Origin of the sequence: Streptomyces sp. NPDC001599, from assembly GCF_042893535.1 — a bacterium.
Lineage (GTDB): Bacteria > Actinomycetota > Actinomycetes > Streptomycetales > Streptomycetaceae > Streptomyces.
On the sequence record NZ_JBIAVA010000003.1, the window covers coordinates 457,529 to 479,314 of the forward strand.

24 protein-coding genes are annotated in these 21,786 nt (G+C 73.1%); 3 read left to right on the forward strand and 21 right to left on the reverse strand.

Features of this window, described 5'->3' with window-relative positions:
• Positions 1 to 10: 10 nt before the first annotated feature.
• From catB to ACFYZ3_RS11070, 21 genes are all read right to left on the reverse strand, one after another.
• Positions 11 to 2,290 (reverse strand): catalase CatB, encoded by a 2,280-nt coding sequence (gene catB / locus ACFYZ3_RS10970; protein WP_388515380.1) that lies wholly within the window; start codon positions 2,288 to 2,290, stop codon positions 11 to 13.
• A 135-nt stretch (positions 2,291 to 2,425) separates the two neighbouring features.
• A complete protein-coding gene (locus tag ACFYZ3_RS10975; protein ID WP_388515381.1) occupies positions 2,426 to 2,653 on the reverse strand; it encodes a hypothetical protein in 228 nt (75 codons plus the stop codon).
• 146 nt (positions 2,654 to 2,799) lie between these two features.
• On the reverse strand, positions 2,800 to 4,695 hold the full coding sequence (locus ACFYZ3_RS10980; protein WP_388515383.1) for a DUF2264 domain-containing protein: 1,896 nt from the start codon (positions 4,693 to 4,695) through the stop codon (positions 2,800 to 2,802).
• Positions 4,692 to 5,723: a hydroxyacid dehydrogenase gene (locus tag ACFYZ3_RS10985; protein ID WP_388515385.1), complete on the reverse strand. Its 1,032-nt coding sequence runs from the start codon at positions 5,721 to 5,723 to the stop codon at positions 4,692 to 4,694. Before ACFYZ3_RS10985 ends, ACFYZ3_RS10980 begins: the two co-directional genes overlap by 4 nt.
• Positions 5,720 to 6,583, reverse strand: coding sequence for a carbohydrate ABC transporter permease (locus ACFYZ3_RS10990; protein WP_388515386.1), 864 nt, complete (start codon positions 6,581 to 6,583; stop codon positions 5,720 to 5,722). The genes ACFYZ3_RS10985 and ACFYZ3_RS10990 overlap by 4 nt, the downstream gene beginning before the upstream one ends.
• Positions 6,580 to 7,566, reverse strand: a complete 987-nt coding sequence (locus ACFYZ3_RS10995) for a carbohydrate ABC transporter permease (protein ID WP_388515388.1) — start codon at positions 7,564 to 7,566, stop codon at positions 6,580 to 6,582. Before ACFYZ3_RS10995 ends, ACFYZ3_RS10990 begins: the two co-directional genes overlap by 4 nt.
• A gap of 26 nt (positions 7,567 to 7,592) precedes the next feature.
• Entirely contained in the window at positions 7,593 to 8,924 is a 1,332-nt protein-coding gene (locus ACFYZ3_RS11000; RefSeq protein WP_388515390.1) for an ABC transporter substrate-binding protein, read from the reverse strand.
• A gap of 125 nt (positions 8,925 to 9,049) precedes the next feature.
• The gene (locus tag ACFYZ3_RS11005; RefSeq protein WP_388515392.1) at positions 9,050 to 10,156 is read right to left on the reverse strand and encodes a substrate-binding domain-containing protein; all 1,107 of its coding nucleotides are present in this window, start codon (positions 10,154 to 10,156) and stop codon (positions 9,050 to 9,052) included.
• Between the two features lie 79 nt (positions 10,157 to 10,235).
• Positions 10,236 to 10,538, reverse strand: a complete 303-nt coding sequence (locus tag ACFYZ3_RS11010; RefSeq protein WP_030185284.1) for a gas vesicle protein K — start codon at positions 10,536 to 10,538, stop codon at positions 10,236 to 10,238.
• The gene (locus tag ACFYZ3_RS11015; protein ID WP_388515394.1) at positions 10,535 to 10,783 is read right to left on the reverse strand and encodes a gas vesicle protein; all 249 of its coding nucleotides are present in this window, start codon (positions 10,781 to 10,783) and stop codon (positions 10,535 to 10,537) included. Before ACFYZ3_RS11015 ends, ACFYZ3_RS11010 begins: the two co-directional genes overlap by 4 nt.
• The gene (locus tag ACFYZ3_RS11020; protein ID WP_388515396.1) at positions 10,780 to 11,622 is read right to left on the reverse strand and encodes a GvpL/GvpF family gas vesicle protein; all 843 of its coding nucleotides are present in this window, start codon (positions 11,620 to 11,622) and stop codon (positions 10,780 to 10,782) included. The genes ACFYZ3_RS11015 and ACFYZ3_RS11020 overlap by 4 nt, the downstream gene beginning before the upstream one ends.
• The gene (locus ACFYZ3_RS11025) at positions 11,619 to 11,963 is read right to left on the reverse strand and encodes a gas vesicle protein (protein ID WP_109030822.1); all 345 of its coding nucleotides are present in this window, start codon (positions 11,961 to 11,963) and stop codon (positions 11,619 to 11,621) included. The genes ACFYZ3_RS11020 and ACFYZ3_RS11025 overlap by 4 nt, the downstream gene beginning before the upstream one ends.
• A 24-nt stretch (positions 11,964 to 11,987) precedes the next feature.
• Positions 11,988 to 12,866, reverse strand: coding sequence for an SRPBCC family protein (locus ACFYZ3_RS11030; RefSeq protein ID WP_388515398.1), 879 nt, complete (start codon positions 12,864 to 12,866; stop codon positions 11,988 to 11,990).
• Positions 12,863 to 13,411 (reverse strand): hypothetical protein, encoded by a 549-nt coding sequence (locus ACFYZ3_RS11035; RefSeq protein WP_388515399.1) that lies wholly within the window; start codon positions 13,409 to 13,411, stop codon positions 12,863 to 12,865. Before ACFYZ3_RS11035 ends, ACFYZ3_RS11030 begins: the two co-directional genes overlap by 4 nt.
• Positions 13,408 to 13,686, reverse strand: a complete 279-nt coding sequence (locus ACFYZ3_RS11040; RefSeq protein ID WP_388515401.1) for a gas vesicle protein GvpG — start codon at positions 13,684 to 13,686, stop codon at positions 13,408 to 13,410. The genes ACFYZ3_RS11035 and ACFYZ3_RS11040 overlap by 4 nt, the downstream gene beginning before the upstream one ends.
• A gap of 4 nt (positions 13,687 to 13,690) precedes the next feature.
• The gene (locus tag ACFYZ3_RS11045) at positions 13,691 to 14,476 is read right to left on the reverse strand and encodes a GvpL/GvpF family gas vesicle protein (protein ID WP_388515403.1); all 786 of its coding nucleotides are present in this window, start codon (positions 14,474 to 14,476) and stop codon (positions 13,691 to 13,693) included.
• Positions 14,473 to 14,985: a gas vesicle structural protein GvpA gene (locus ACFYZ3_RS11050; protein ID WP_388515404.1), complete on the reverse strand. Its 513-nt coding sequence runs from the start codon at positions 14,983 to 14,985 to the stop codon at positions 14,473 to 14,475. The genes ACFYZ3_RS11045 and ACFYZ3_RS11050 overlap by 4 nt, the downstream gene beginning before the upstream one ends.
• 36 nt (positions 14,986 to 15,021) lie before the next feature.
• The gene (locus ACFYZ3_RS11055) at positions 15,022 to 15,339 is read right to left on the reverse strand and encodes a gas vesicle protein (RefSeq protein ID WP_388515406.1); all 318 of its coding nucleotides are present in this window, start codon (positions 15,337 to 15,339) and stop codon (positions 15,022 to 15,024) included.
• A gap of 42 nt (positions 15,340 to 15,381) precedes the next feature.
• Positions 15,382 to 16,035, reverse strand: coding sequence for a class I SAM-dependent methyltransferase (locus tag ACFYZ3_RS11060; protein ID WP_388515408.1), 654 nt, complete (start codon positions 16,033 to 16,035; stop codon positions 15,382 to 15,384).
• Between the two features lie 106 nt (positions 16,036 to 16,141).
• A complete protein-coding gene (locus ACFYZ3_RS11065) occupies positions 16,142 to 16,939 on the reverse strand; it encodes an SDR family NAD(P)-dependent oxidoreductase (protein WP_388515409.1) in 798 nt (265 codons plus the stop codon).
• A gap of 97 nt (positions 16,940 to 17,036) precedes the next feature.
• Entirely contained in the window at positions 17,037 to 17,621 is a 585-nt protein-coding gene (locus ACFYZ3_RS11070) for a TetR/AcrR family transcriptional regulator (RefSeq protein WP_388515411.1), read from the reverse strand.
• A gap of 114 nt (positions 17,622 to 17,735) precedes the next feature.
• On the opposite strand from ACFYZ3_RS11070, the gene ACFYZ3_RS11075 reads away from it, so the two are divergent.
• The 3 genes from ACFYZ3_RS11075 to ACFYZ3_RS11085 all read left to right on the forward strand — a co-directional run bounded on the left by ACFYZ3_RS11075 (position 17,736) and on the right by ACFYZ3_RS11085 (position 21,781).
• On the forward strand, positions 17,736 to 18,749 hold the full coding sequence (locus ACFYZ3_RS11075; RefSeq protein WP_388515413.1) for a zinc-binding dehydrogenase: 1,014 nt from the start codon (positions 17,736 to 17,738) through the stop codon (positions 18,747 to 18,749).
• 76 nt (positions 18,750 to 18,825) lie between these two features.
• On the forward strand, positions 18,826 to 20,904 hold the full coding sequence (locus ACFYZ3_RS11080) for a DUF1996 domain-containing protein (protein ID WP_388515415.1): 2,079 nt from the start codon (positions 18,826 to 18,828) through the stop codon (positions 20,902 to 20,904).
• A 214-nt stretch (positions 20,905 to 21,118) separates the two neighbouring features.
• Entirely contained in the window at positions 21,119 to 21,781 is a 663-nt protein-coding gene (locus ACFYZ3_RS11085; protein WP_388515417.1) for a lytic polysaccharide monooxygenase, read from the forward strand.
• Positions 21,782 to 21,786 lie beyond the last annotated feature (5 nt).

The window sequence follows — 21,786 nt, forward strand, 5'->3', positions numbered from 1 at the left end:
GCCCGTCGGTTCAGCCCCGCGGCGTGGTGAAGCGTTCCCACACCCGGTGCGAGCCCATCAGCCCGGTGATCCGTTCCAGGGCCGCGGTGCCGGAGTCGGCGACGATCACACCCGGAGCGTCGGCGGGCACACCCGACGCCTCCAGCGCCGGCTCACCGCCCGCCCAGACCCCGATCGCCTTGCCGTGCCGGAACGCCTCCGACAGCAGCAGGCTCACCCGCGGGTCGACCGTCCCCGGCCCCGCGGGCGCCGGCCCGGCCTTGTAGTCGCGCGGCGTGTACGCGTCGCCGCCCATGTCGGGCGTCCCCGCGACCAGCACCGCGTCGAACTCGACCGACCGCGCGGTGACATAGCTGCGCTGCACGGTCAGCGCGGCGTCGCCGGAGCCGAGGGTGCCGCCGGTCGGTGCCACCACCAGCGGCACCATCCCGGCGTTCAGCACCGCCTCCCGTACCGCGCCCACGCCCTCCAGGTCGGCCCCGCCGGTGACGATGCCGATCACCCTGCCGTCCAGCGGCCACACGCCGCCCACCTGGGACAGCGCCGGGCTCGGCGCGACGTCGGCCAGTGGCACGGTCGGCTCCGGGGCGGGCAGGCCGAGTCCCTCGGCGACGCCCGCGCACAGCTCGGGGTCGATGTTGGCCAGGACCTGGAGCGTCCGCTCCCGGATGGCCTGCTCGTAGCACTTGCCCAGCTCGAAGGTGTAGGCGCCGATGATGTGCTCGCGCTCCACCGGGCTCATGCTCAGCCAGAAGCGGCGCGGCTGGCTGAAGTGGTCCGCGAACGACGCCGGGGCCTCACGGACCTTGTTCCCCTCCGGCACCCGCACCGGTGCCTCGACGAACGCGCCGGTGTCCGCGCCCGCGGTGAACGGGCAGCCGCCGTCCAGGGAGTTGGGCCGGTAGGGCGCCACGCCCCGGTGCACGGCGCTCTGGTGCATGCCGTCACGCAGCATGTCGTTGACCGGCGCCTGCGGCCGGTTGATCGGCAGCTGCGGGAAGTTGGGGCCGCCCAGACGCGTGATCTGCGTGTCCAGGTACGAGAACAGCCGCCCCGCGAGCAGCGGGTCGTCGGTGACGTCGATACCGGGCACCAGGTGACCGACGTGGAAGGCGACCTGCTCGGTCTCGGCGAAGAAGTTGGACGGGTTGCGGTTCAGGGTCAGCAGCCCGACCGGCTGCACCGGCGCCAGTTCCTCCGGCACGAGGTTGGTCGGGTCCAGCAGGTCGATGCCCTCGAAGGTCTGCTCCGGGTTGTCGGGGAAGGTCTGGATCCCCAGTTCCCACTGCGGGTACGCGCCCGCCTCGATGGCGTCGGCGAGGTCCCGGCGGTGGAAGTCCGGGTCGACGCCGTTGATGAGCTGCGCCTCGTCCCACACCAGCGAGTGCACGCCCAGCTTGGGCTTCCAGTGGAACTTCACCAGCGTCGTGGCGCCCTCGGCGTTCACCAGCCGGAAGGTGTGGACGCCGAAGCCCTCCATCATCCGGTAGGAACGCGGGATCCCCCGGTCGCCCATGAAGAAGATGGTGTGGTGGGTCGCCTCGGTGTGCAGCGAGACGAAGTCCCAGAAGGTGTCGTGGGCGCTCTGCGCCTGCGGGATCTCCCGGTCGGGGTGCGGCTTCGCGGCGTGCACGACGTCCGGGAACTTGATGGCGTCCTGGATGAAGAAGACCGGGATGTTGTTGCCGACCAGGTCGAAGACGCCCTCACTGGTGTAGAACTTCGTCGCGAACCCGCGGGTGTCCCGCACGGTGTCCGACGAACCGCGCGAGCCGACCACCGTGGAGAACCGGGTGAACACCGGCGTCTCCACGTCCGCGGCCAGGAAACCGGCCTTGGTCACCGAGGCCGCCGTGCCGTAGCTCTGGAACACCCCGTGCGCGCCCGCGCCCCGCGCGTGCACCACGCGCTCCGGGATGCGCTCGTGGTCGAAGTGCATGACCTTCTCGCGCAGGTGGTGGTCCTGGAGCAGTACGGGGCCGCGCGGCCCCGCCTTCAGCGAGTGGTCGGTGTCGTACAGCCGAGTCCCCTGGGCGTTCGTCAGATAGCTGCCGGACTGCGCCACCCGGGCCTGGTCGGCCCCCGTGGGCTGACCCGTCGGGGACACGGTGTCCGGGCCGGTCTGGTCCGGCTTCGGCGGCAGCGGCTCCCGGGGCTCGGTGGGCTCGGCGACGGCGGGCGACTCGGGGCCGGGCCTGCCGGGGATCCCGTCCGGCGGCCCGCCGGCCTCGCCGTGCAGGCCCTCGGTCACCTTGCGGGCTACTCGCTTGAGGGGATTGGCCTCGCTCATCGGCCTTTCTCCGTTTCTGGGCGGGCCGCTGCACGCGCCCGGTCGTGTTCGAGTACCGACTGCCGTGGTGGGCCGTGACCGCGTACCCAGCCTTGGGGACTCAAGGCATGGGCGCGGTAAACGGAGGGGGTTGGCTCAGGTGATGGTCTGTCCGTCGTGGGTGCCGCCCCGGCAGACCGCCGTCAAGGAGCCGGTCCCGGTCCCGTCGGCGGTGATGACGATCCCTCCGCCGCCCTGGAGGCACTCGGTCGCCGTCACGTCGCTCGCCACGCCCGGGGCGCGCGGCACCGAGGCCTCCGCTCCGGTGGCGCCCAGGACCGACAGGGCCAGGGCCGCGACGACGGTGCACGACGATCTGCGCATGGGGACGGCTCCTTCTCACCGGTGCCGTCCCAGCGTCACCGGCCCGGCCGCGGCACGCCACCGGGGGCGCGCGCACGGGGGAGCGCGCACGGCGGAGGGCCCCGGCCGCGACCGCGGACCGGAGCCCTCGAAGCACCCGACAGGCCCTAACCCTCCGTGTGCGTCACCGCCACCGGCTCGAACGACACCCTGGTGCGGGCGCCGTCGGCCGCCCAGACGACCTCCACGCCGTTCTCACCTGGCACCACCTCGGCGACGGCCTCACCGGCCGGGACGCTCACCGGTCCACCGGTCAGCGCGGCCAGCCCGACGTGCACGGAGGTGCCGCCCGCCGGGCCGGACAGCCGGGGCAGCTCCGCCCACGGCACGTACGCCGTGCCCTGCGGGGCGCGCACGGTCTCCGCCTCGGGCTCCCAGCCGTGCAGGCCGTGCAGCGTGGAGGTCAGGGGCTCCTCGGGACCGGTGGCCCACCCGGTGTGGGTGACCCGGGCCCCGGCCGGCGCCCCGACCACCCGGTGCACCCGCAGTTCGTACGGCCCCCGGGCCACCGTGACGCTCTCCACCCGCAGTCCCGGCACCATCGGCGGCCCGGACACGAAGACGGGCCGGTGCCAGGACGCCGCCCAGCCCCAGCCGTCGCCGCCTCCCGCTCCCAGCGGACGGACGCGGCGCCGCACACTCGAGACGCCGTTCACCTCGACCGACAGGTGGTTGTCCGCGACGTTCTCCCGCGCCGTGGGACCCGTCCGGGTCGAGTAGGCCTGCCGGCCGTAGTACGGGTCGTCCTCGGCCGCCGACTCGCCCTCGTGGGGGCGGACGTGGTCGCTGCCGTGATTGTGCAGCCGTACGATCCCGTCGGCGCGGGTCGCCTGCACCAGCAGTCCCGGCGCGGACAGGGCCAGGACGCGGTCGGCCTCCTCCACCGGCGCAGGTTCCTCGGGCGCCGTCCACAGCGGGTGGTCCGCGGGAGCGAGCAGCGAGACGAACGCCTTCGACGCCCAGTACGGGGAGGCCGGACCCGAGTACGGTTGCAGGGTCGCCTCGTGCGGGCCGTACCAGCCGAGGCTCAGCAACCCCTCGTCGGTGAGCGCCCCGCGGTCCACGAAGTACCGCAGGCTGCCGCTCGCCAGCCGCCGCGAGGCACCCGGCGTCAGCGGGGTGTGCCCGGTCAGCGCGCCCAGGCCCACGGCCGCCGAGGCGGCGAAACGGTAGGTGAGGGAGCGGCCGAAGTGCAGGGGTGCCCCGTCCGAGCCGAACATGAGGGCGAAGCCGTCGAGATGGGCGCGCAACCGCTCGCCGTACCGGGCGAGGGCGTCGGTGTCGCCGCCGAGGTGGGCGTCGAGCACCGGGTAGAGGTGCAGCGCCCAGCCGTTGTAGTGGTCGAAGGCGCGTCCGTCGCCGTCGGCGTACCAGCCCTCGCCCCGGTACCAGCCCTCCATCAGCTCCAGCGCCCGGTGCCGGGCCGCGGCCGTCTCGGCGTCGCCGCGGCCGACCGACTCCAGGAACCCGGCGACCGTGTACGGGAACAGGTACCAGTTGTTGGGCGCCGGGACGTGCCGCAGCGCCCCGCGCAGCCACTCCTCCACCCGGTCCTGGACGCCGGAGTCGAGGTGCTTCCACAGCCACGGCGCGGTCAGCCGCAGTCCGAGTGCCACCGAGGCGGACTCCACCATGGGCTGGCCCTGCACGTCGTGGTCGAGGATCAGCGGCCACGACTCGGTGTCGTCACGGCCGGGGCTGCGGGTGCCCGACGCGAGGCCCTCGGCGTAGCGGTCCAGCCAGCCGTGCGGGTCCGCGCCGTCCGCCCCCGCGACGCGGAAGCCCGCCGCGAGGAAGGTCCGCGCGAAGCCCTCAAGACCGTCGGAGCGCACACCCGAGCGCGAGGGCCGCCCCGGCAGGTCGAGCAGGGCGCGGCCCGGGGTGCTCCAGCGCCACGCGGCCCACAGCAGCCCGTCCGCGACGGCCTCCCAGTGGGCCCGGGTGTAACCGGTGTACGGGCTCGACGCACGGTCCTCGGTGGGCAGTTCGAACGGGATGCTCATGCCAGGAACGCCAGCCTTTCGCGTCGTACGGGGTGGAGGAAGCCGGAACCGGACGCCCAGCGGGTCGTCTCGGCGAGGGCGAGATCGGCCAGACGGCGCCACTCGTTGCCCTCGGAACCGGCGAGGTGCGGGGTGATCAGGGCGTGCTCGCAGTCCCACAGCGGGTGGTCCGGCGGCAGCGCCTCGGGGTCGGTGACGTCCAGGACGGCCCGGATGCGGCCCGCCAGCGCGGCGTCGGTGAGCGCGTCCTGGTCGATCACCGCCCCGCGGGAGGTGTTGATCAGCACCGCGTCGGCGGGCATCGCGTCGATCAGCGAACGGCTCACCAGACCGCGCGTCGTGGGCAGCAGCGGGGTGTGCACGCTGACGGTGTCGCAGCGCTCGAACAGCTCCCGCAGCCCCACGTTCCCGACGCCCAGCTCGACGGCCTCCGCGTCGCTCATGTACGGGTCGTGCAGCAGGACCTCGACGTCGTGCGGCCGCAGCAGCTCCACGACCCGGCGTCCGATCAGCGAGGCGGACAGGATGCCCACCGTGCGCCGGTAGTTGCCGACGCCGCGCGAGGTGCGCAGCCAGTTCCCGCGCACCCGGGAGGCCCGGTAGTCGCGGGCCCGCTCCAGGACCCGCTTGCCGCTCAGCAGGATCATGCCGAGGGTGTACTCGGCCACCGGCAGCGCGTTGGCCGCCGCGGCCGAGGAGACCTCGACGCCCCGCTCCCAGCACGCGTCGGTGACGTGCCCGCGGACGCTGCCCGCCGTGTGCACCACGGCCCGCAGCCGGGGCGCCGACCGCAGCACCTCCGCGTCCAGCGGCGGACAGCCCCACCCGGTGAGCAGCAGTTCCACGTCCGCCAGTACGGATCTCGCCCGTGCCGTGGTCAGGTCGTCGAGCACCGGGAGCGGCGCGAGGTCGCAGACCCGGCGGAAGGCGGCGAGGGACTGGGGGTCGAGGACGGCCGAGGCGGCGTCCGGGGACATGGCCACGGCGGCACGGGGCCGGTGGCCGGGTCCGGGGGCGTGCACGGTCACTTGACGGCTCCGGCGGTCAGGCCGCTGCGCCAGAAACGCTGGAGCAGCACGAAGGCGAGGATGAGCGGCAGTACGGCGAGCAGCGAGCCCATGATCACCACGGGGTAGTACTCGGGCGACACGGACGCCGAACTGTTCCACTGGTACAGGCCGAGACTGACGGGATAAAGGTCCTGGTCGGACAGCATCACCATGGGCAGGAAGAAGTTGTTCCAGATCGCGGTGAGCTGGAAGAGGAAGACGGTGATCAGACCGGGCCCGAGCATCCTGAACGCCACCCGGGCGTACGTGGTCAGCTCCCCGGCCCCGTCCACGCGCGCGGCTTCCAGGACCTCGTCGGGCACATAGCCCCGCGCGAAGATCCGGCCGAGGTAGACGCCGAACGGATTGAACAGCACCGGGATGAACACCGCCCAGAAGGTGTTGACCAGGCCGGCCTCCGACGCCATCAGGTACAGCGGCAGCGCGAGCACCGTCTGCGGCACCATCACCGCGGCCAGCACCAGGCCGAACAGCTTCTCCTTGTGCCGGAAGCGGTACTTGTCGAAGGCGTAGCCGCAGGCCACGCTCACCAGCGCGCCGACGGCGGCGCCGATCACCGCGTACAGCAGGCTGTTGACGTACCAGCGGCCGTACAGCCCGCCGTCCATGGCGAAGACGTCCTTGAGGTTCTGCAGGAAGGAGAAGTCGCTCAGGGACAGCAGATCGCTGCTGAACAGCGCATCGCGGTTCTTGGCCGAGGCCAGCACCAGCCACAGCACCGGCAGCAGGGTGTAGAGGACGGAGACGGCGACGACCACGTTGACGGTCGCCCGGCCCAGCAGCCTGGGGCGGAGCAGGGAGCTGTCGGCGGCGCTCATCGGGCCTCCTCGGAGTCGGCGCGGCTGGTGAAGCGGGTGACGCCGTACGACAGGGCGATGGTGCACACCAGCAGGACCACCGAGGCGGCCGCGGCGAGGCTGTAGTTGTTGCGGGTGAAGGCCGCGTCGTAGATGTACATGCTGGGCGAGAAGCGCGAGTTGATCATCGGGGAGGACTGGCTGAGCAGCATCGGCTCGGTGAACAACTGGAGCGCCCAGATCAGGGTGAAGATCGAGACCATCACGATGGAGGCCCGCACCAGCGGCGTCTTGACCTGGAGCGCCGTGCGCACCGGCCCGGCGCCGTCGACGACGGACGCCTCGATCACCTCGCGCGGCACGGCCTGGAGGGCGGCGTAGAAGACCACCATGTTGTAGCCGAGGTTGCTCCACAGGGCGATGTTCACGATGGACGGGACCACCGTGTGCACGCCCAGGAAGTCGATCGTGATGTCGCCCTTGGCGAACAGCTCGATCACGGGGCTGATGCCGGGCGTGTACAGGTACAGCCAGATCAGCGCCGCGATGATGCCGGGCACCGCGTGCGGCAGGAAGAGGCCGAGCTGGGCGAAGCCGCGCAGCCGGACCACGCCCGAGTCGAGGAGCAGGGCGAGGGCGAGCGCGCCGACGACCATCAGGGGGATGTAGATCAGGCAGTACAGGGCGACCGTGCCGAGCCCGCCGAGGAAGGTGGGGTCGGTGAGCACGGCCGCGTAGGAGCGCAGCCCGACGAAGACCTGGCGCTCCGGGCCGAAGCCGAGCCCCGGCTGGTCGTCGCTGAAGAAGCTGAGGTAGACGGCGGTGCCGACGGGGATCAGGAAGACGGTGACCAGCAGGGCGAAGAACGGCGTCATGAGGACGCCGGCGGCGGTCAGTTGACGGCGCTTGGCCGCTCTGCGGGCCCGCAGGCCCGAGTCGGAGGGTGCCGGGGAGGCGGCGCGGGCGGCGCCGGCCGGCACCCGTGAGTGGGTGGTCGTGGTCATGGGTGTGTCACCTGCCTTTCGTCGGCTCAGGTGCTGTGCTGGGTGGTGGACAGGCCGAGGGCCTTGAGGTCGGGCATGGTGCCCTCCTGCGCGGTGCGCAGCGACTCGACGAGGCTGCCCTGGCCGCCGCCGACGCGGGCGAAGGAGTCCTGCATGACCTTCTGGGTGGCGCTCATCCGCGGGCCCCAGAGCCACTGGTCGCCGATCTTCTCGGCCTCCCGCTCGAAGAGGGTGTAGATGTCCTGACCGCCGTAGTACGAGCGGTCGAAGGCCTCGCGGCCCACCGCGACCAGGCCGGGGGCGGCCGGGTACTGGCTGCTGGTGCCGCTGGAGAGCCGGGCGCGCAGCGCGTCGGGGTGGGAGACCTGCCACTCGATGAACTCCATCGCGGCCTCCGGGTGCCTGCTGTCCTCGGTGATCGCGAAGGTCGACCCGCCGTGCGTGCCGGTCGAGGGGCTGCCGGTGTCCCACTGCGGCATCGGCGCGATCCGCCACTGGCCCTTCTGCCCGGGCCGCGCGTTCATCTGGGCCCCGGCGTCCCAGGCACCGGTGAGCCGGGTGAGAACCAGCCCGTTGCCGATCTGCGCGTCGGACTGCCTGCTCTCGACGGCGTTCATGAAGACGTCGTCCCGGTCGATCAGCCCCTGCCAGTACTCCGCGACCCGCCGGGAGGGCGCGTCGGCGAGCGAGACGTTCCAGGCGCCCTTCGAGGTGTCGAACCACTGGGCGCCCGCCTGCCACGCGTAGCACGCGAACTGCGTCATCCCGTCGGTCGGGAAGAGCACCAGCCGGCGGTCGGGCGCCTTGCGGTGCACCGTCGCGGCCTGCTCGGCGAACTCGTCCCAGGTGCGGGCGACTTCGATCCCGTAGCGGTCGAACAGGTCGGCGCGGTAGTGCATCACCATGGGTTCGACGTCCAGCGGCACGGCGAACACCCGGCGTTCGAAGGTGGTCAGGCCGAGCGCCTGCGGCAGCAGCTTGCGGCGCAGGCCGTCGCTCATCAGATCGGTGATGTCGCGGGCGACGCCGTCGATGGCGAACCCCGGGACCTGCGGATACTCCAGGGTGGCGACATCGGGCGCGTTCCCCGCCCGGGCGGCGTTGCTGAGCTTGGCGTAGCCGCCCTGCCCGCCGGAGGGGATCTGCTGGAACTCCACCTGGACGGTGCGGTGGGTGCGGTTGAACGCGTCGACCACCTCCTGGCTGCCGCGCAGGGCGGACCAGAAGGTGATGCGGGTGGTGGTGCCCGTGCGGGCCGACGATGCGCCGCTCCCCCCGCTGCAGTCGCTCGCGGCTCCTGCAAGGGGTAGGGCGGTCATCGCGGCGAGCACGGAGCGACGGCTGGGTCGTCCGGGCATGGCGCCTCCGCGGCTCCTGCGGGTCCGCGCGGGTGCGGACACGACTCTTCGAGACACCGGAATCCTGAACGCCCTACCTCAAACGGTCAATAGATCGATCAGAAGAAAATGAAACGCTCAAACGCTCATTCATCAAGCGGTTCGAGCAAAGGGTCCGTCGAGCCACGCACCTTCAGCCGCGGCAGCAGCTCCACGCGCCGGCCCGGCACCCGGCTCCCGGGCCCTTCGGACAGCCGCTGGAGCAGCAGCTCCGCCGCCGCGTGCCCGACCTCGGACTTCGGCGGCGACACGGCCGTCAGCGGGGGCGCGGCAAGACCGGCCACGACGTCGTCGTACGCGACCACCGAGCAGTCCTCCGGCACCCGTACCCCCTCCTCCGCGAGCCGCTGGACGACCATCAGCGCGTCCACGTCACCGTGCAGCACCATCGCGGTCGCGCCCACCTTGCGCATCAGCGCCGGCGGCTCGGCCGTCTCGTCCGCCGAGTACGGCCCGTCGGCCCCGGCCTCCGGCGCGACCAGCGTCCACGCCCACCGCTCCACCAGGGGATGCGCCCCGGCGATCTCCGTGAAGGCGGCACGCAGCGAACGGGCGGTGGGGCTGTCGTGCCGGGTGGCGAACACGATCCGCCGGTGCCCGAGCCCCACCAGGTGCTCCACCGCCAGGTGCGCGCCGTACCAGTGGTCCGAGCAGACCGAGTCCAGGGCGTGCAGCGCGCTGCCGCGCCACGGTCGGCGCTCCATCAGCACCGTGGGCACCCCGGTCCCGGCCAGCCACTCGTGGTCGGCCTCCTCGTCGGCCCGGCCGCGCCACCGCGGTGCGATCAGCAGCCCGTCCGCTCCGTCCGCCAGGGCCCGCTCCACCAGCGGGCGTTCGGCACCGGACGCCTGCGGCGCGAGGTGCAGGGCCATGCGCACCCCCGCCCGCTCCAGGACCGTCCGGGCCCCGTGCAGAGTCTCCGTGAGGTACGAGTGCCGCACGGGCACCACCACGGCCACCCGGTCCCCGGCCGCCGGGACCGCCTCGGGGGCGCTCTCCCTGGCCGCCAGCGTCGACCGCACGACCCCGTGCCCGCGGCTCAGTCTGCCCTCGCGCGTCAGCTCCTCGACGTCCCGGCGCACGGTGACCACCGAGACCTGCAACTCGTCGGCGAGATCACGCACCCGCGCGGTGCCGCGCGCCTGGACCGCCGCCAGTATCCGCTGGCGCCTGAGATCGACCGGCTCCCGCATCAGGTCTCCCCACCCGAGAATGTTCGTTTGAGCGATTCCGCGTCATCATAACGATCGCTCGCGCCGGGCGCCCGAGTCCCTACGGTTCCGGGTCGGCGAGGAGGGGGCCGAGCGGGCCCAGGTCGAGGTTCAGGTCGGAGCGGCTCAGGCCGTGCTGGGCGCACAGGTCGTCCATGCGCTCGTCGAGCAGCATGAGCGCCGTGCCGAGCCGGTCCTCCTGCTCCGCGCTCAGCGTCCCCTCGTCGAAGCGGCGCACGGCCTGGCGTTCCATGAGCTGGCGCAGCAGTTCCACCACGGTGAGGACCAGCGCGGCCAGGTCGTTCGTCACCCGCTCCGGATCCAGGTCGAGGGCATGGGCGGCACGGTCCCGGGGCGCGGTCACAGCGGCCCGCTGTCCGGCCAGGGAGCGGGCACCCGCTCGTTCACGGACGACAGCAGCGCGTGCAGGGAGATCCGCACCAGCGGCACGTCCGCGACGGCCAGGACCAGATCGCCGCTGACCACGACCCCGGTCGCCAGCACCCGGTCCAGCAGGTCGACCAGGGGCACACCGACCGGTGCGCAGGACTCCGGTCCGCCCCAGGGCACGGGAGCGGGGCCCGGCGTACGGGCGTCCGGGACGGTCATGAAGGGGCCTCCTGGTCCGGGCCGGACCGCGGGTCCTCGTCCCAGCGGGCGAAGGAGTACGGGATCCACGGGCCCGAGGCCTCCACCCGCACGGCCGGGTGCGGCCCGTCGGCGGTGAACCGCGCCAGGGCGGCGGTGAACTCGGCGCGCCGCGCGTCCTCCACCAGGTAGGCGACGTTGAGCAGTTGCGGGGCGCGGCGGCCCGTCAGCCGCTCGCTCTGCGGGCGGTGCCGTGTCGCGGCGACCGCATGGGACCGCAGCGCCGCGTCGACGGCCTCCGCCTCGGCCAGCGCCCTGCCGTGGGCACCCTGCCGCTCCCGCCGCCGCGCGCTGGCCCGGCTGAGGTAGGCACGGCCACCGCTGCCCGGCCCCGCGGGGGCGCCGGTGTCCGTGGGGGCCCCGGGGGCGGCCTCGGCGGCGTGCACCTTCACCGCCCACTCCGTACGGTCCCGGAGACGGTCGAGCAGCGTGTCCAGCACCGGCCGCCGGGCGGCCACCGCCCGCTCCGCGGTCCGGTCGCCGCGGTACAGGGTCGCCATCGGCAGCGGCACCACGGGGCCCCGCCCGGCCGCGGCCTCGACGCCCCGGTGATGGGCGCGGGCGCAGCGCTCCAGGTCCTCGGGCCGGTTGAGACGCTCGGTCAGCGCCTCCTCGCCGAACAGGGCGGCGGGGACGTCCTGCACGACCAGGCACAGCTCGCCCACGCGCAGCACGCGCAGCGCACCGCCCTCCTCGTGACCCCTCGCCGCCGCCAGCCCGGCGGGGTCCGGCGGGGTCCGGGTGACGGCGAACGCGCACACCAGTCCGGGGGCCGCCGGTCCGGCGGCGGACGCGCTCATCGCACCGCTCCCGTCGTCTCCCCGGCGGCCCCTTCCAGGGCGTCCAGGCGCTCCCGCAGCCGCGCGTTCTCCTCGGCGAGCGCGTCCCGCGCGGCCCGGGACGACAGCGCGGGGTCGGTCTCCCACCAGTCGATGCCCGCCTTCTTCGCGGTGTCCACGGAGGCGATGAACAACCGCAGCCTGATCGTCAGCAGTTCGATGTCGAGCAGGTCGATCTTGATGTCGCCGGCAATGACGATGCCCTTGTCGAGGACGCGTTCGAGGAGGTCGGCGAGGCTGCCGGAGGGCGGCCCGTAGGGCTCGGTCTCCTGGCCCGGGTACCTGTGGTCGAGATCCGTCACCGCGTACTCCCCGCGGCGGCGTCGTCAGCGACGCGGGCGGGCACGTTCGTCCTCCTCGTATGCGTCGTCGTATGCGTCGTCGTCCTCCTCCGCATACGGCTCCTCCTCCTCGTCGTCCTCACCTTCGTCGTACTCACCTTCCTCGTCGTCCGCGTACTCGTCCGCCGCGTCCTCGTCCTCCTCCAGCGCTTCCTCGTGGCTCTTGACGACCTCGCCGTCGCGGATCTCGCCGCGCCAGCCCTCGATCTCCTCGTCGTCCGTCATGGTCACGTGCCGCGCGAAGTGCTTCAGGTCCAGCCGCAGGCGGCGGCCCTGGGCGCGCCAGAGGTTGCCGGTCTTCTCGAAGAAGCCCGCCGGGTAGTACTCGACGACCACGACGAGCCGGGTCAGCCGGGGCGCCAGCTCGTGGAAGGTGACGACTCCGTTGGTACTGCCCTTGGCGCCCTCGGAGGTCCAGACGATCCGCTGGTCGGGGATCTGCTCCTGGACGGTCGCCTTCCAACTGCGGGTAGAGAAGGCGATCTTGGCGGTCCAGTCCGAGGTCACCTCGTCGTGGGGGCTGACGCTCTGCACGCCCTTGGTGAAGTCGCTGAAGTCCTGTAGCTGCGTCCACTGGTCGTAGACGGTGCGCAGGGGGACGCCGATGTCGACGGTCTCCATGATGTGCGTCGCCTTGACGCTGCCGCCGCCCTTGGAACCACCGGATCCGCCCTTGGAACCACCGGATCCGCCCTTGGCGCCACCGCCGTCGGCCGACTCGGTCAGGCGGTCGGTCAGGGAGCCGATCCGGTCGCCCGCCCTGCCGACGAGTCCGTGCCCCGCGGCGGACAGGTAGCCGCCCAGGGCGTCCTTGAGGTCGCCCAGGGGGGACGGCCCGCCGTCGCCCTTCCGGTCGGGGGTCATGCGCGCCCACTCCCGCGCCGGACGCCCGGACCGGCCGTCCGCTTCGCCGGCGCCGTCTTCTTTACGGCCGTCTTCTTCGCGGCCTTCTTCGCGGGAGGCGCTGCCTTGCGCGGGGCGGCCTTCTTGGCGGTCTTCCGGGGCGGTGCCGGCGCGGGCCGCCGGTCCTCCGCCCGGTCCTCCTCGTCGAAGTAGGCGTCCTCGTCCCGGGTGTCGTCGTCGCCGTCCCCCAGGCCCTCGCCGGTGAGCGCGTCGGTACGGTCGCGGAGCGTGTCCGCGAGGGTGGTGAGTCGGCGGTTCGCCGCGGCGGTGACGGCCGCGCGTCCGGCGCTCAGCAGCTCGCCCCGGACCTGGTCGGTCAACTCCTGGAACTGCGGCGCCCGTTGCAGACTGCCCAGCCCCTGGCCGAGCACCTGGCCGGGGGAGAGGCCGACACGTCGGCCCACCAGGTAGGAGCCGACCGCGAAGGCGAGTTTGGCCTTCTTGGTGCGCCCCAGGAGATAGCCGCCCGCCACGGCAGCCGCCATGGCCGTCCTGCTGTCGTTCATAGGTGTCGTCTCCGCGCTTGATTCGTGGTGGTCGCAGGGCCGGTGGACCTGGCCGGGCGTTCGAGGAGGGTGAGGAGGCGCTCCTCCTCCCGTTCGAAGGCCGCCTCGTCGATGGCGCCCTCGTCCAGGGCCCGGTTGAGTGCGGCCAGCCGCGCCTGTACGACGCGTGGGTCGTGGGCCTGGCGCCTGGCCTCCTGGAGCAGGTGGTCGGCGATCCACGCCGTGCCGCGCACCGGAGCGAGGGGCAGCAGGAGGAGACCGCTCACGATGCCCACGCCGTCACCGGCCGGCCGGTGACGCGGGGCGCGGGTCGACGAAGCTGTAGCAGGGCAGGGGACCGGTCACGCTGAGGGCCAGCCGGTCGCCGCAGTCCCGGGCCTGTGCGGCCACCGCCTCCCTGAACCGCGGTTCGTCGGCCGAGCGCAGCAGGAACGACGCGCTGAGCACCTGCTCGTCGTCCGTCGTGCCCTGGACGGTACGGACGGCGAGCGGGGCCAGCCGGTCGACGACCTCCCGGGCCGCGCGCCGCGCCTCGCGGCGCACACCCAGGGCGATCGCCTCGCCCAGCCGGACGTTGGCCTCGTAGTCCGGCCGGCGCCGGGTCCGCAGGGCCAGGGTCCGCAGCTTGTCGTCCCGGCGCACCAGGTCGGCGAAGTGGCCGGGGACCACCGTGCCCTTGACGTTGAGTTCCACGCACCCCCGTACGCCGTCGAGCTGCGCCGTCAGGTGGGCGGCGTCGGAGCGCAGTTGGGAGAGCAGGGCGTCGGTCCGCGGGCTGAGGACCGCGAACCGCATGGGCAGCACCGGTCCCTGCGCCGCCAGTTCGTCCAGGACGGCCTGGTGGGCCAGCAGGTCACGGCGCCGGGGCCGCAGTCGCGGGGGCGCGGCCGACACCGCGGCGCACAGCCCGGACTCCGTCAGCAGCCGTACCGGGGCGCCGTCGACGCCCGCGGAGCGGGGGGTGCGGACTCCGGCCGGGGTGATGCCGTAGACGTACAGGGCCTTCGGTACGGGGGCCGCCTCGGGAGCGGATCCCGGGGCCGTGGTGGTGGCGGGCGCGGTCATCGGTCCTCCTCCTCGGTGCGCCGGCGGGGGCGGGAACGGGGGCGGTCGTCCTCGTCGCGGGGGCGTACGGCGGGCCTGCTGCGGGGCCGCCGCGTGCTCCTGCCGCGCTCGGCGCCCGCGCGGGGACGGTCCTCCGTCTCCTCCGTCTCCTCGTCGTGCTCGTGCTCGGGCGCGAGGACGTCACGCACCTTGTCGGTCAGGGAGCGTGCCGTCCGCCTGGCACCGGCCCGGCCCACGGTCCTGGCCACCGGGCTGCCGAACATCTCGGGCACGGTCTTGGAGCGCACGTCGTGCTCCAGGTCCAGCCGGTTGCAGGCCTCGGCGAACCGGAGATAGGTGTCGACGCTCGCGACCACGATGCGTGCGTCCACCTTGAGGATCTCGATGCCGACGAGGGAGACGCGCACGAAGACGTCGATCACCATGCCGCGGTCGAGGATGAGTTCGAGGACGTCGTAGAGGGTTCCGGCGCGGGGCGCGCAGACGACCTCGTCGTCGTAGGTGATCATGCGGTGGTCCTTCCGGGTACGGGCCTCGCGGTCCGCTCACTGGTCCTGGGCCCCGCGCCGGTAGCGCGCGATCCTGCGGTACTGGAGCAGGTCGCCCGCCGGGTCCAGCTCGACCTCGTAGGTGGCGAGCAGACTGGTGGTGTCGGGGATGCGCGCCACCTCCAGCACGTCCACGCCGACGATCCAGCCGCCGTCCTCGCTCCGGCGCACCGCGGAGACCCCTTCCAGGTGGTGCCGGATCAGCTCGGACAGGGCGTCCGCGGCGTGCCGGGCGGCGTCCCGGGCGTCGCGCACGCCACGCTCGCGCGTGGTGGTGGAAGTGGTGCGGCGCCGTCGCTCGCCAGGTTCTGTCATGTGCCCACTGTGACCGTGGGACCCCGGTCCTGGCGTGCCCGGTTACCCCATCCGGGGCTGCCCCGTGCGCCGGCAGTGCAGGAAGAGGTGCGGCTCCGGCCGGGCCTCGGGGTGGGACGGGGTGAACATCGACGCCTCCTGCGCCAGCACCTCCAGCCCGGCCTCCTCGGCCAGGGCGATCAGGTCCTGTGCGGGGAAGCTGGTCACGCGCACCGGCTGACCCATGAAGGTGGCGTCGACACCCTCCACGTCCAGCGGCACGGTGGCCAGGACCAGGTGTCCCCCGGGCCTCAGCAACCGCACCAGATGCCGGACGAGGTCCTTCTGTTCCGCCCGGTCGAGCTGGAGCAGCGAGAAGTACACGCAGACGGCGTCGAACGAGTCGTCCGCCAGCGGTACGTCACGGATGTCGGCGCACCGGAACGTGGCGGCGGGCACCTGCCGTGCGGCCAGCTCCACCATGACGGGGGAGACGTCGACGCCCAGCACCTCGTGTCCGGCGCCCGCGAGGGTCTCGGCGGTGGGCCGCCCCGTGCCGCTGCCCACGTCCAGCACCCGGCTGCCCGGCTCGAGCCGGGCCAGCAGCCACTCCAGCGAGCGGCGGTGCGTCTTCGACGCGCCGAACGCCTTCTCGTACTCGACACCCAGCGCGTCGAACGCGGCGGCCGCCCGCGGGCGTTCCTGGTCGTCGGTCACGACGGTCGGTCCCTTCGGTGCGGTGAACCGGTGCCCCCGGCATCGTTCCACCGGGAGCGAGCCGCCGACAAGGGGCCCTCCGGGCGACGCGCTCCCGCGGGAGGTGCTAGCCGTCCCCGTCCCGCGCCGTCCCCGGCTCGGCCATCCGGCGGTGTACGGCGGCCTTGACGCGGTCCGGCAGCACCTTGTCCGCCATCCCCTGGGCCTTGGTCTTCGCCGAGCCGGTGACCAGCTTGCCGCGGCCCTTCATGACGGCGTCGAACGCCTGCCGGGCGACCTGCGCCGGGTCGTCCTTGGGCATGGTGCCGACCTTGGTGTCCGTCATGCCGGCCCGCCGGAAGAAGTCGGTCTCGGTCGGCCCCGGCATGAAGGAGGTGACCGTGACCCCGGTGTCCGCGACCTCCTCCTGAAGGGCCTGCGCGAAGGACTGCACGAACGACTTCGACGCGTTGTAGACCGACTGGAAGGAGCCCGGCATCGTCGCCGCGACCGAGGACGTGAACATGAGCCGCCCCACCCCGCGCGCCACCATGTCCCGCAGCAGGGGCTTGGTGAGCCGCACGGTGGAGGTCACGTCGAGGTCGATGACGGACTGGTCGTCCGCGAGGTCGGTGTCGACGAAGGCGCCGCCCTGCCCCACCCCGGCGTTGAGGGCCGCCACGTCCACCGCGAGCCCGGTCAGGGCGGCGATCAGGTGGTCCACTCCGTCGGGGTCCCTGAGGTCCGCGCGTACGGCCCGCACCTCGACGCCCGTCTCCCGCAGGCGCCCGGCGGCGTGCTCCAGCCGTTCGTCCTCGGCGTTGACCACAAGGTCGTAGCCGTGCTCCGCGAACAAGGCGGCCAGCTCGTACCCGATTCCGCCGGACGCCCCGGTGACCAGGGCGAGCGGCCTGCTGCCGTCCATGGTTCCTCCGTCCTCGGCGCACCCGCGCCCCTGACGACCACCGGGTGCCCCGATCCGGGCCGTCGCACCCGCACGGTTCATCACGGGGGTGTACCGCTCACCGCGGACGGGCCCCGGCAAGGGCCAGGTCCACCAGCCCCCGCACGAGTACGTCGTCCAGCGGCGCACCGCTGAGCAGCACCCGCACGAACAGCGGACCGCTGACCGCCTCGATCAGCAGCCCGGCATCCGTGTCCGCGGCCAGCTCGCCCCGCTCGACGCCCCGCCGCACCATCACCACGGCGCGGTCGAGACGCTCGCTCCAGTAGGGGCCGCGCCGGTCCTCCAGGGTGTCGTCCTGCTCGACGCTCAGCCGCAGCAGCGCCCGGCCCTGCGGGGTGCCCAGCAGGCGGGCCAGGGCGGCGAAGAACACCAGCAGGTCGTCCCGGACCCGCCCGGTGTCCGGGACCGGCAGCGCGGCGTCCAGCTCCGTCGTCAGCGCGTCCAGGATCAGGTTCTCCCGCGTGCCCCACCGCCGGTACACGGAGGTCTCGTGCACCCCGGCCGCGCGGGCCACGGCGCCGACCGTCGCGCCCGCCAGGCCCCGACCCGACAGCAGCTCCACCGTGGCCGCCAGCACGGCCTGCCGCATGCGCTCCCCACGGCGGCGCAGGGGCGGGGCGGGGGATTCCGGTGAGCTCATCGGACCAGCTTAAAGCAAGTGGGCTTGCGTTGGGTGTACGGTTAACGCAAGTCGACCTGCGATGGACCGCTGGGGACCGTCCAGAGGTCGCCGCCGCACCGAGGAGGTCCTGTCATGGCGCAGATGCTCGCCGCCCGCCTGCACGTCCCGAGCCGCACGCTGCGGCTCGAGGAGGTGCCCCGCCCGCAGCCGGGCCCGGGGGAGGTGCTGGTCAAGGTGGAGGCGGCCGGCGTCTGCCTGTCCGACGTGCACCTCATCGACGGCACCCTCACCCCGCTCCTCCTCCGGGGCGACACGGTCACCCTCGGCCACGAGGTCTCCGGCACCGTCGCCGAGACCGGGGCGGGCGTCACCGCCTGGTCGCCGGGGCAGCGGGTGGTGCTGCACGCCGGCGAGAGGCGGGACGGTGTCACCTACACCCGCGGCGTCGACTACGACGGCGGCTGGGCCGAGTACGCCCTCTCCGCCGCCGACGCCATGACGCCGCTGCCGGACGCCATCCCCTTCGAGCAGGGCGCGATCATCCCGGACGCCGTGTCCACCCCGTGGGGCGCGATCACCGAGACCGGGGAGGTCCGGCCCGCCGAGGCGGTCGGCGTGTGGGGCGTCGGCGGCCTCGGCGTCCACGCCGTGCAACTGCTCCGGGCGATCGGTGCCTGCCCGGTCGTGGCCGTCGACCCCAACCCCGTCGCCCGCGAACGGGCCCTGGCCGCGGGCGCCGACCTGGCCCTGGACTCCGCCGACCCGGAGCTGCGGCAGACGGTCCGTGCGGCGACGGGCGGCGCGGGGCTCGCCGCCGCCTTCGACTTCGCGGGCGTGCCGCCGGTGCGGGAGCAGGCGGTCTCCGTCCTCGCGCCCAAGGGGCGACTGGTCCTGGCCGGTCTGACCGACAAGCCGCTCACCGTCACGGACGGGACCCGGTTCAGCTACCTCCAGCAGCGCATCCTCGGCCACTACGGCTCCGACATGCCCGTGGCCCTGCCGCAGCTCCTGCGGCTCATCCAGGGCGGACGGCTGGACTTCTCCGGGTCCGTCAGCGGGGTGCTGCCGCTCGCCGAGGCCGCCGCGGCGGTCGCCCGGCTGGAGAAGAAGGAGGGCGACCCGATCCGGCTGGTGCTGCGCCCGTGAGGTGAGGGAAAGCTGAGAATTCCAGCGGCGTTTGAACGCTCCGGCCCCCGGTTCCGTATGGAGCCGGGGGCATTTCATGTCCGAGTCCGTCACGACACAGGAGCACGCCTTGGGACACAACAGGCGCAGACGCCCGACAGGGGCGCGGCGCGCGACCTTCGGAGCGGTCGCGCTGATAGTGGGGGGCAGCGGACTGGTGGCCGTGAACGTCTTCGCCTCCGCGACCGAGTCCGGCAACTCCGCCGTCGCGCTGGGCAGTTCCGGAGTCGCGGCCACGGTCGACTGCCCCGACCTGACCGAGCGGCTCACGGCCGTTCCGGAGCAGGCCAGGCCGGCGGTGGACACCGAACTCGCCCAGCTCGACGAGCAGATCGCCGCCGCCTACCGCGGGCTTCAGGAAGCCGCCCGCACCGCGGACGACGGCACTCTCGACGAGGGCGCGATCCTCGACCCGCTGAAGAAGGAACGCGCGGCGACGATCGAGCGCATCGCCGCCGCCATCGACAAGGCCGGAGACCGTCCCGAGGGCCTGGACGCCCTGGCGGAGTGCGCCCTGCGCCGCACCGAGATCGCGTCGGCGGACGCGGGGAGCGGCAGCCCGGCCCAGCAGGGACAGGGGCAGGAGCAGGAAGAGAGTCAGGGACAGGAGCAGGGGCAGCAGGACGGCAAGGGTCAAGAGCCCGGTGACGGGCAGCAGCAGCCCGGCAACGGCGGACAGGCCGGCAACGGCCCCGTGGCGGCGGACTACGCCGACATCGAGTCCGTCCAGCCCAACGTCGTGCGGGCGCCCCGGCAGAAGAAGGCCTCGACCGGCTCCTTCGCCACCAGCTGCGGCGTCAACGCCGAGGGCCTGTTCAACTCGGACAACCTGATAGCCGCCCCCGGCGTCGGCAACGGCGCCCACCACTTCCACGACTACGTCGGCAACCAGGCCAACGACGCCTTCGCCAGCGACGAGGACCTGGCGGCCGGCGACACGAGCTGCGCCGACCAGGGCGACAAGTCCTCGTACTACTGGCCCGTGCTGCGGCTCCAGAACGGCACCGCCGAACAGGACGCCCAGTCACCGGGCGGTGGCATCGAGGGCAACGCGGGCGAGATCGTCACACCGGCCGAGGTCACCCTCACGTTCGAGGGCAACGAGCGCGGCGAGGTCACGGAGATGCCGCGGCTGCTGCGCATCATCACCGGCGACGCCAAGGCGTTCGTCAACGGCAACACCAACGCGAACGCCTCCTGGAGCTGCACCGGCTTCGAGGACCGGCAGCTGAAGGACAAGTACCCGCTCTGCCCGTCGGGCAGCGACGTGGTGCGCACCTTCACCTTCCAGAGCTGCTGGGACGGCCGCAACATCGACAGCGCCAACCACCGTACCCACATGGCCTTCGCCGCCGCCGACGGCAGTTGCCCGGAGGGGTTCCGGGCCGTTCCGCGACTGGTGCAGCGGGTCGTCTACGACGTGGCCGCGCCCAGCCTGGAGGACGGCGGCAGGACAGTTCCGCTGTTCGCCGTGGACTCCTTCCCCGAGCAGCTGCACAAGCCGGTCACCGATCACAGCGACTTCATCAACGTCTTCGACGAGGACCTGATGCGCGAGATGGTCGAGTGCATCAACTCCGGCCGTGAGTGCGGTCCGGACACACCTCCGGGCTCCGAGCCGGGCCAGGGCGAGGGACAGCCCGGCGGCAACGACGACGGGCAGACCGCCGAGCCCCCGGCCGAGCAGACGGCCACGGCCTCCGCGCCCGCGGACACCGGCCAGGACGGCCAGGACGGGCAGACAGGCGGGAAGGACGCCGGGAAGGCGCCTGGCCAGAACGAGCAGCACAACGAGCAGCGGAACGAGCAGCCGAACGAGGGCCGGAGCGAGCAGCAGAACGACGGGCGGACCGTCGGGGACGAGCCCACGCCCCCGGCCGAGCGCCGGGACGCCGACGCGTCCGCGAGCGCCGAGCCCAGGGCCGCCACGACACCCGCCGACGCCCCGAACGACGTGAGCGGCACCGGCGGCACCGTGCCCGCACCCGCACCGCAGGCGCAGGGCGGGCTCGCCGAGACGGGTTCCGGACTCGGGCTGTGGCCCGCGGCGGTCGGCGGCGTGCTCTTCGCCGGGGGATGCGTGCTGCTGCTCCGTTCCAGGCGGCGCGCGCCGTAACGGCTGTCGGAGCCGCATGAGCGCGGGTGGGCGGGGCTGTTCCCGCCCACCCGCCGTTTGGCTCATTCGGGATGTTGCCAATTCCCGCACCCAGGCGCAGCCTGGTCTTCGAACAGACCTTGGGAGCGCTCCCACTCCTGCTCGCGAGTTTCTGTTCCTCGCTCCCCCCCACGCGGAAGAAGGATGCTTCATGGAGTGTCATGCTCCCGTCAAAATGAAACTCGCCGGAAGGACCCGCCGGGCGACGACCCTCGCCCTCGGCGCTGTGGCCGCGGTCCTGCTCACCCTGATCCCCTGGAGCGGTACCGCCGTCGCCCACGGCTCGGTCGTCGACCCCGCCTCCCGCAACTACGGCTGCTGGGAGCGCTGGGGCGACGACTTCCAGAACCCGGCCATGGCCGACGAGGACCCCATGTGCTGGCAGGCGTGGCAGGACAACCCCAACGCCATGTGGAACTGGAACGGCCTCTACCGCAACGGCTCGGCAGGCAACTTCGAGGCGGTCGTCCCCGACGGCCAGCTCTGCAGCGGCGGCCGGACCGAGAGCGGGCGCTACAACTCCCTGGACGCCGTGGGTCCGTGGCAGACCACCGACATCGCCGACGACTTCACCGTCAAGCTCTACGACCAGGCCAGCCACGGCGCCGACTACTTCCTGGTCTATGTCACCAAGCAGGGCTTCGACCCCGCCACCCAGACCCTGACCTGGGGAGACCTCCAGCAGGTCGCGCGCACGGGCAGCTACGGGCCCAGTCAGAACTACGAGATCCCGGTGAGCACCTCGGGACTGAGCGGCCGGCACGTCGTCTACACGATCTGGCAGGCCTCGCACATGGACCAGACGTACTTCCTGTGCAGCGACGTCGACTTCGGCTGACCCGA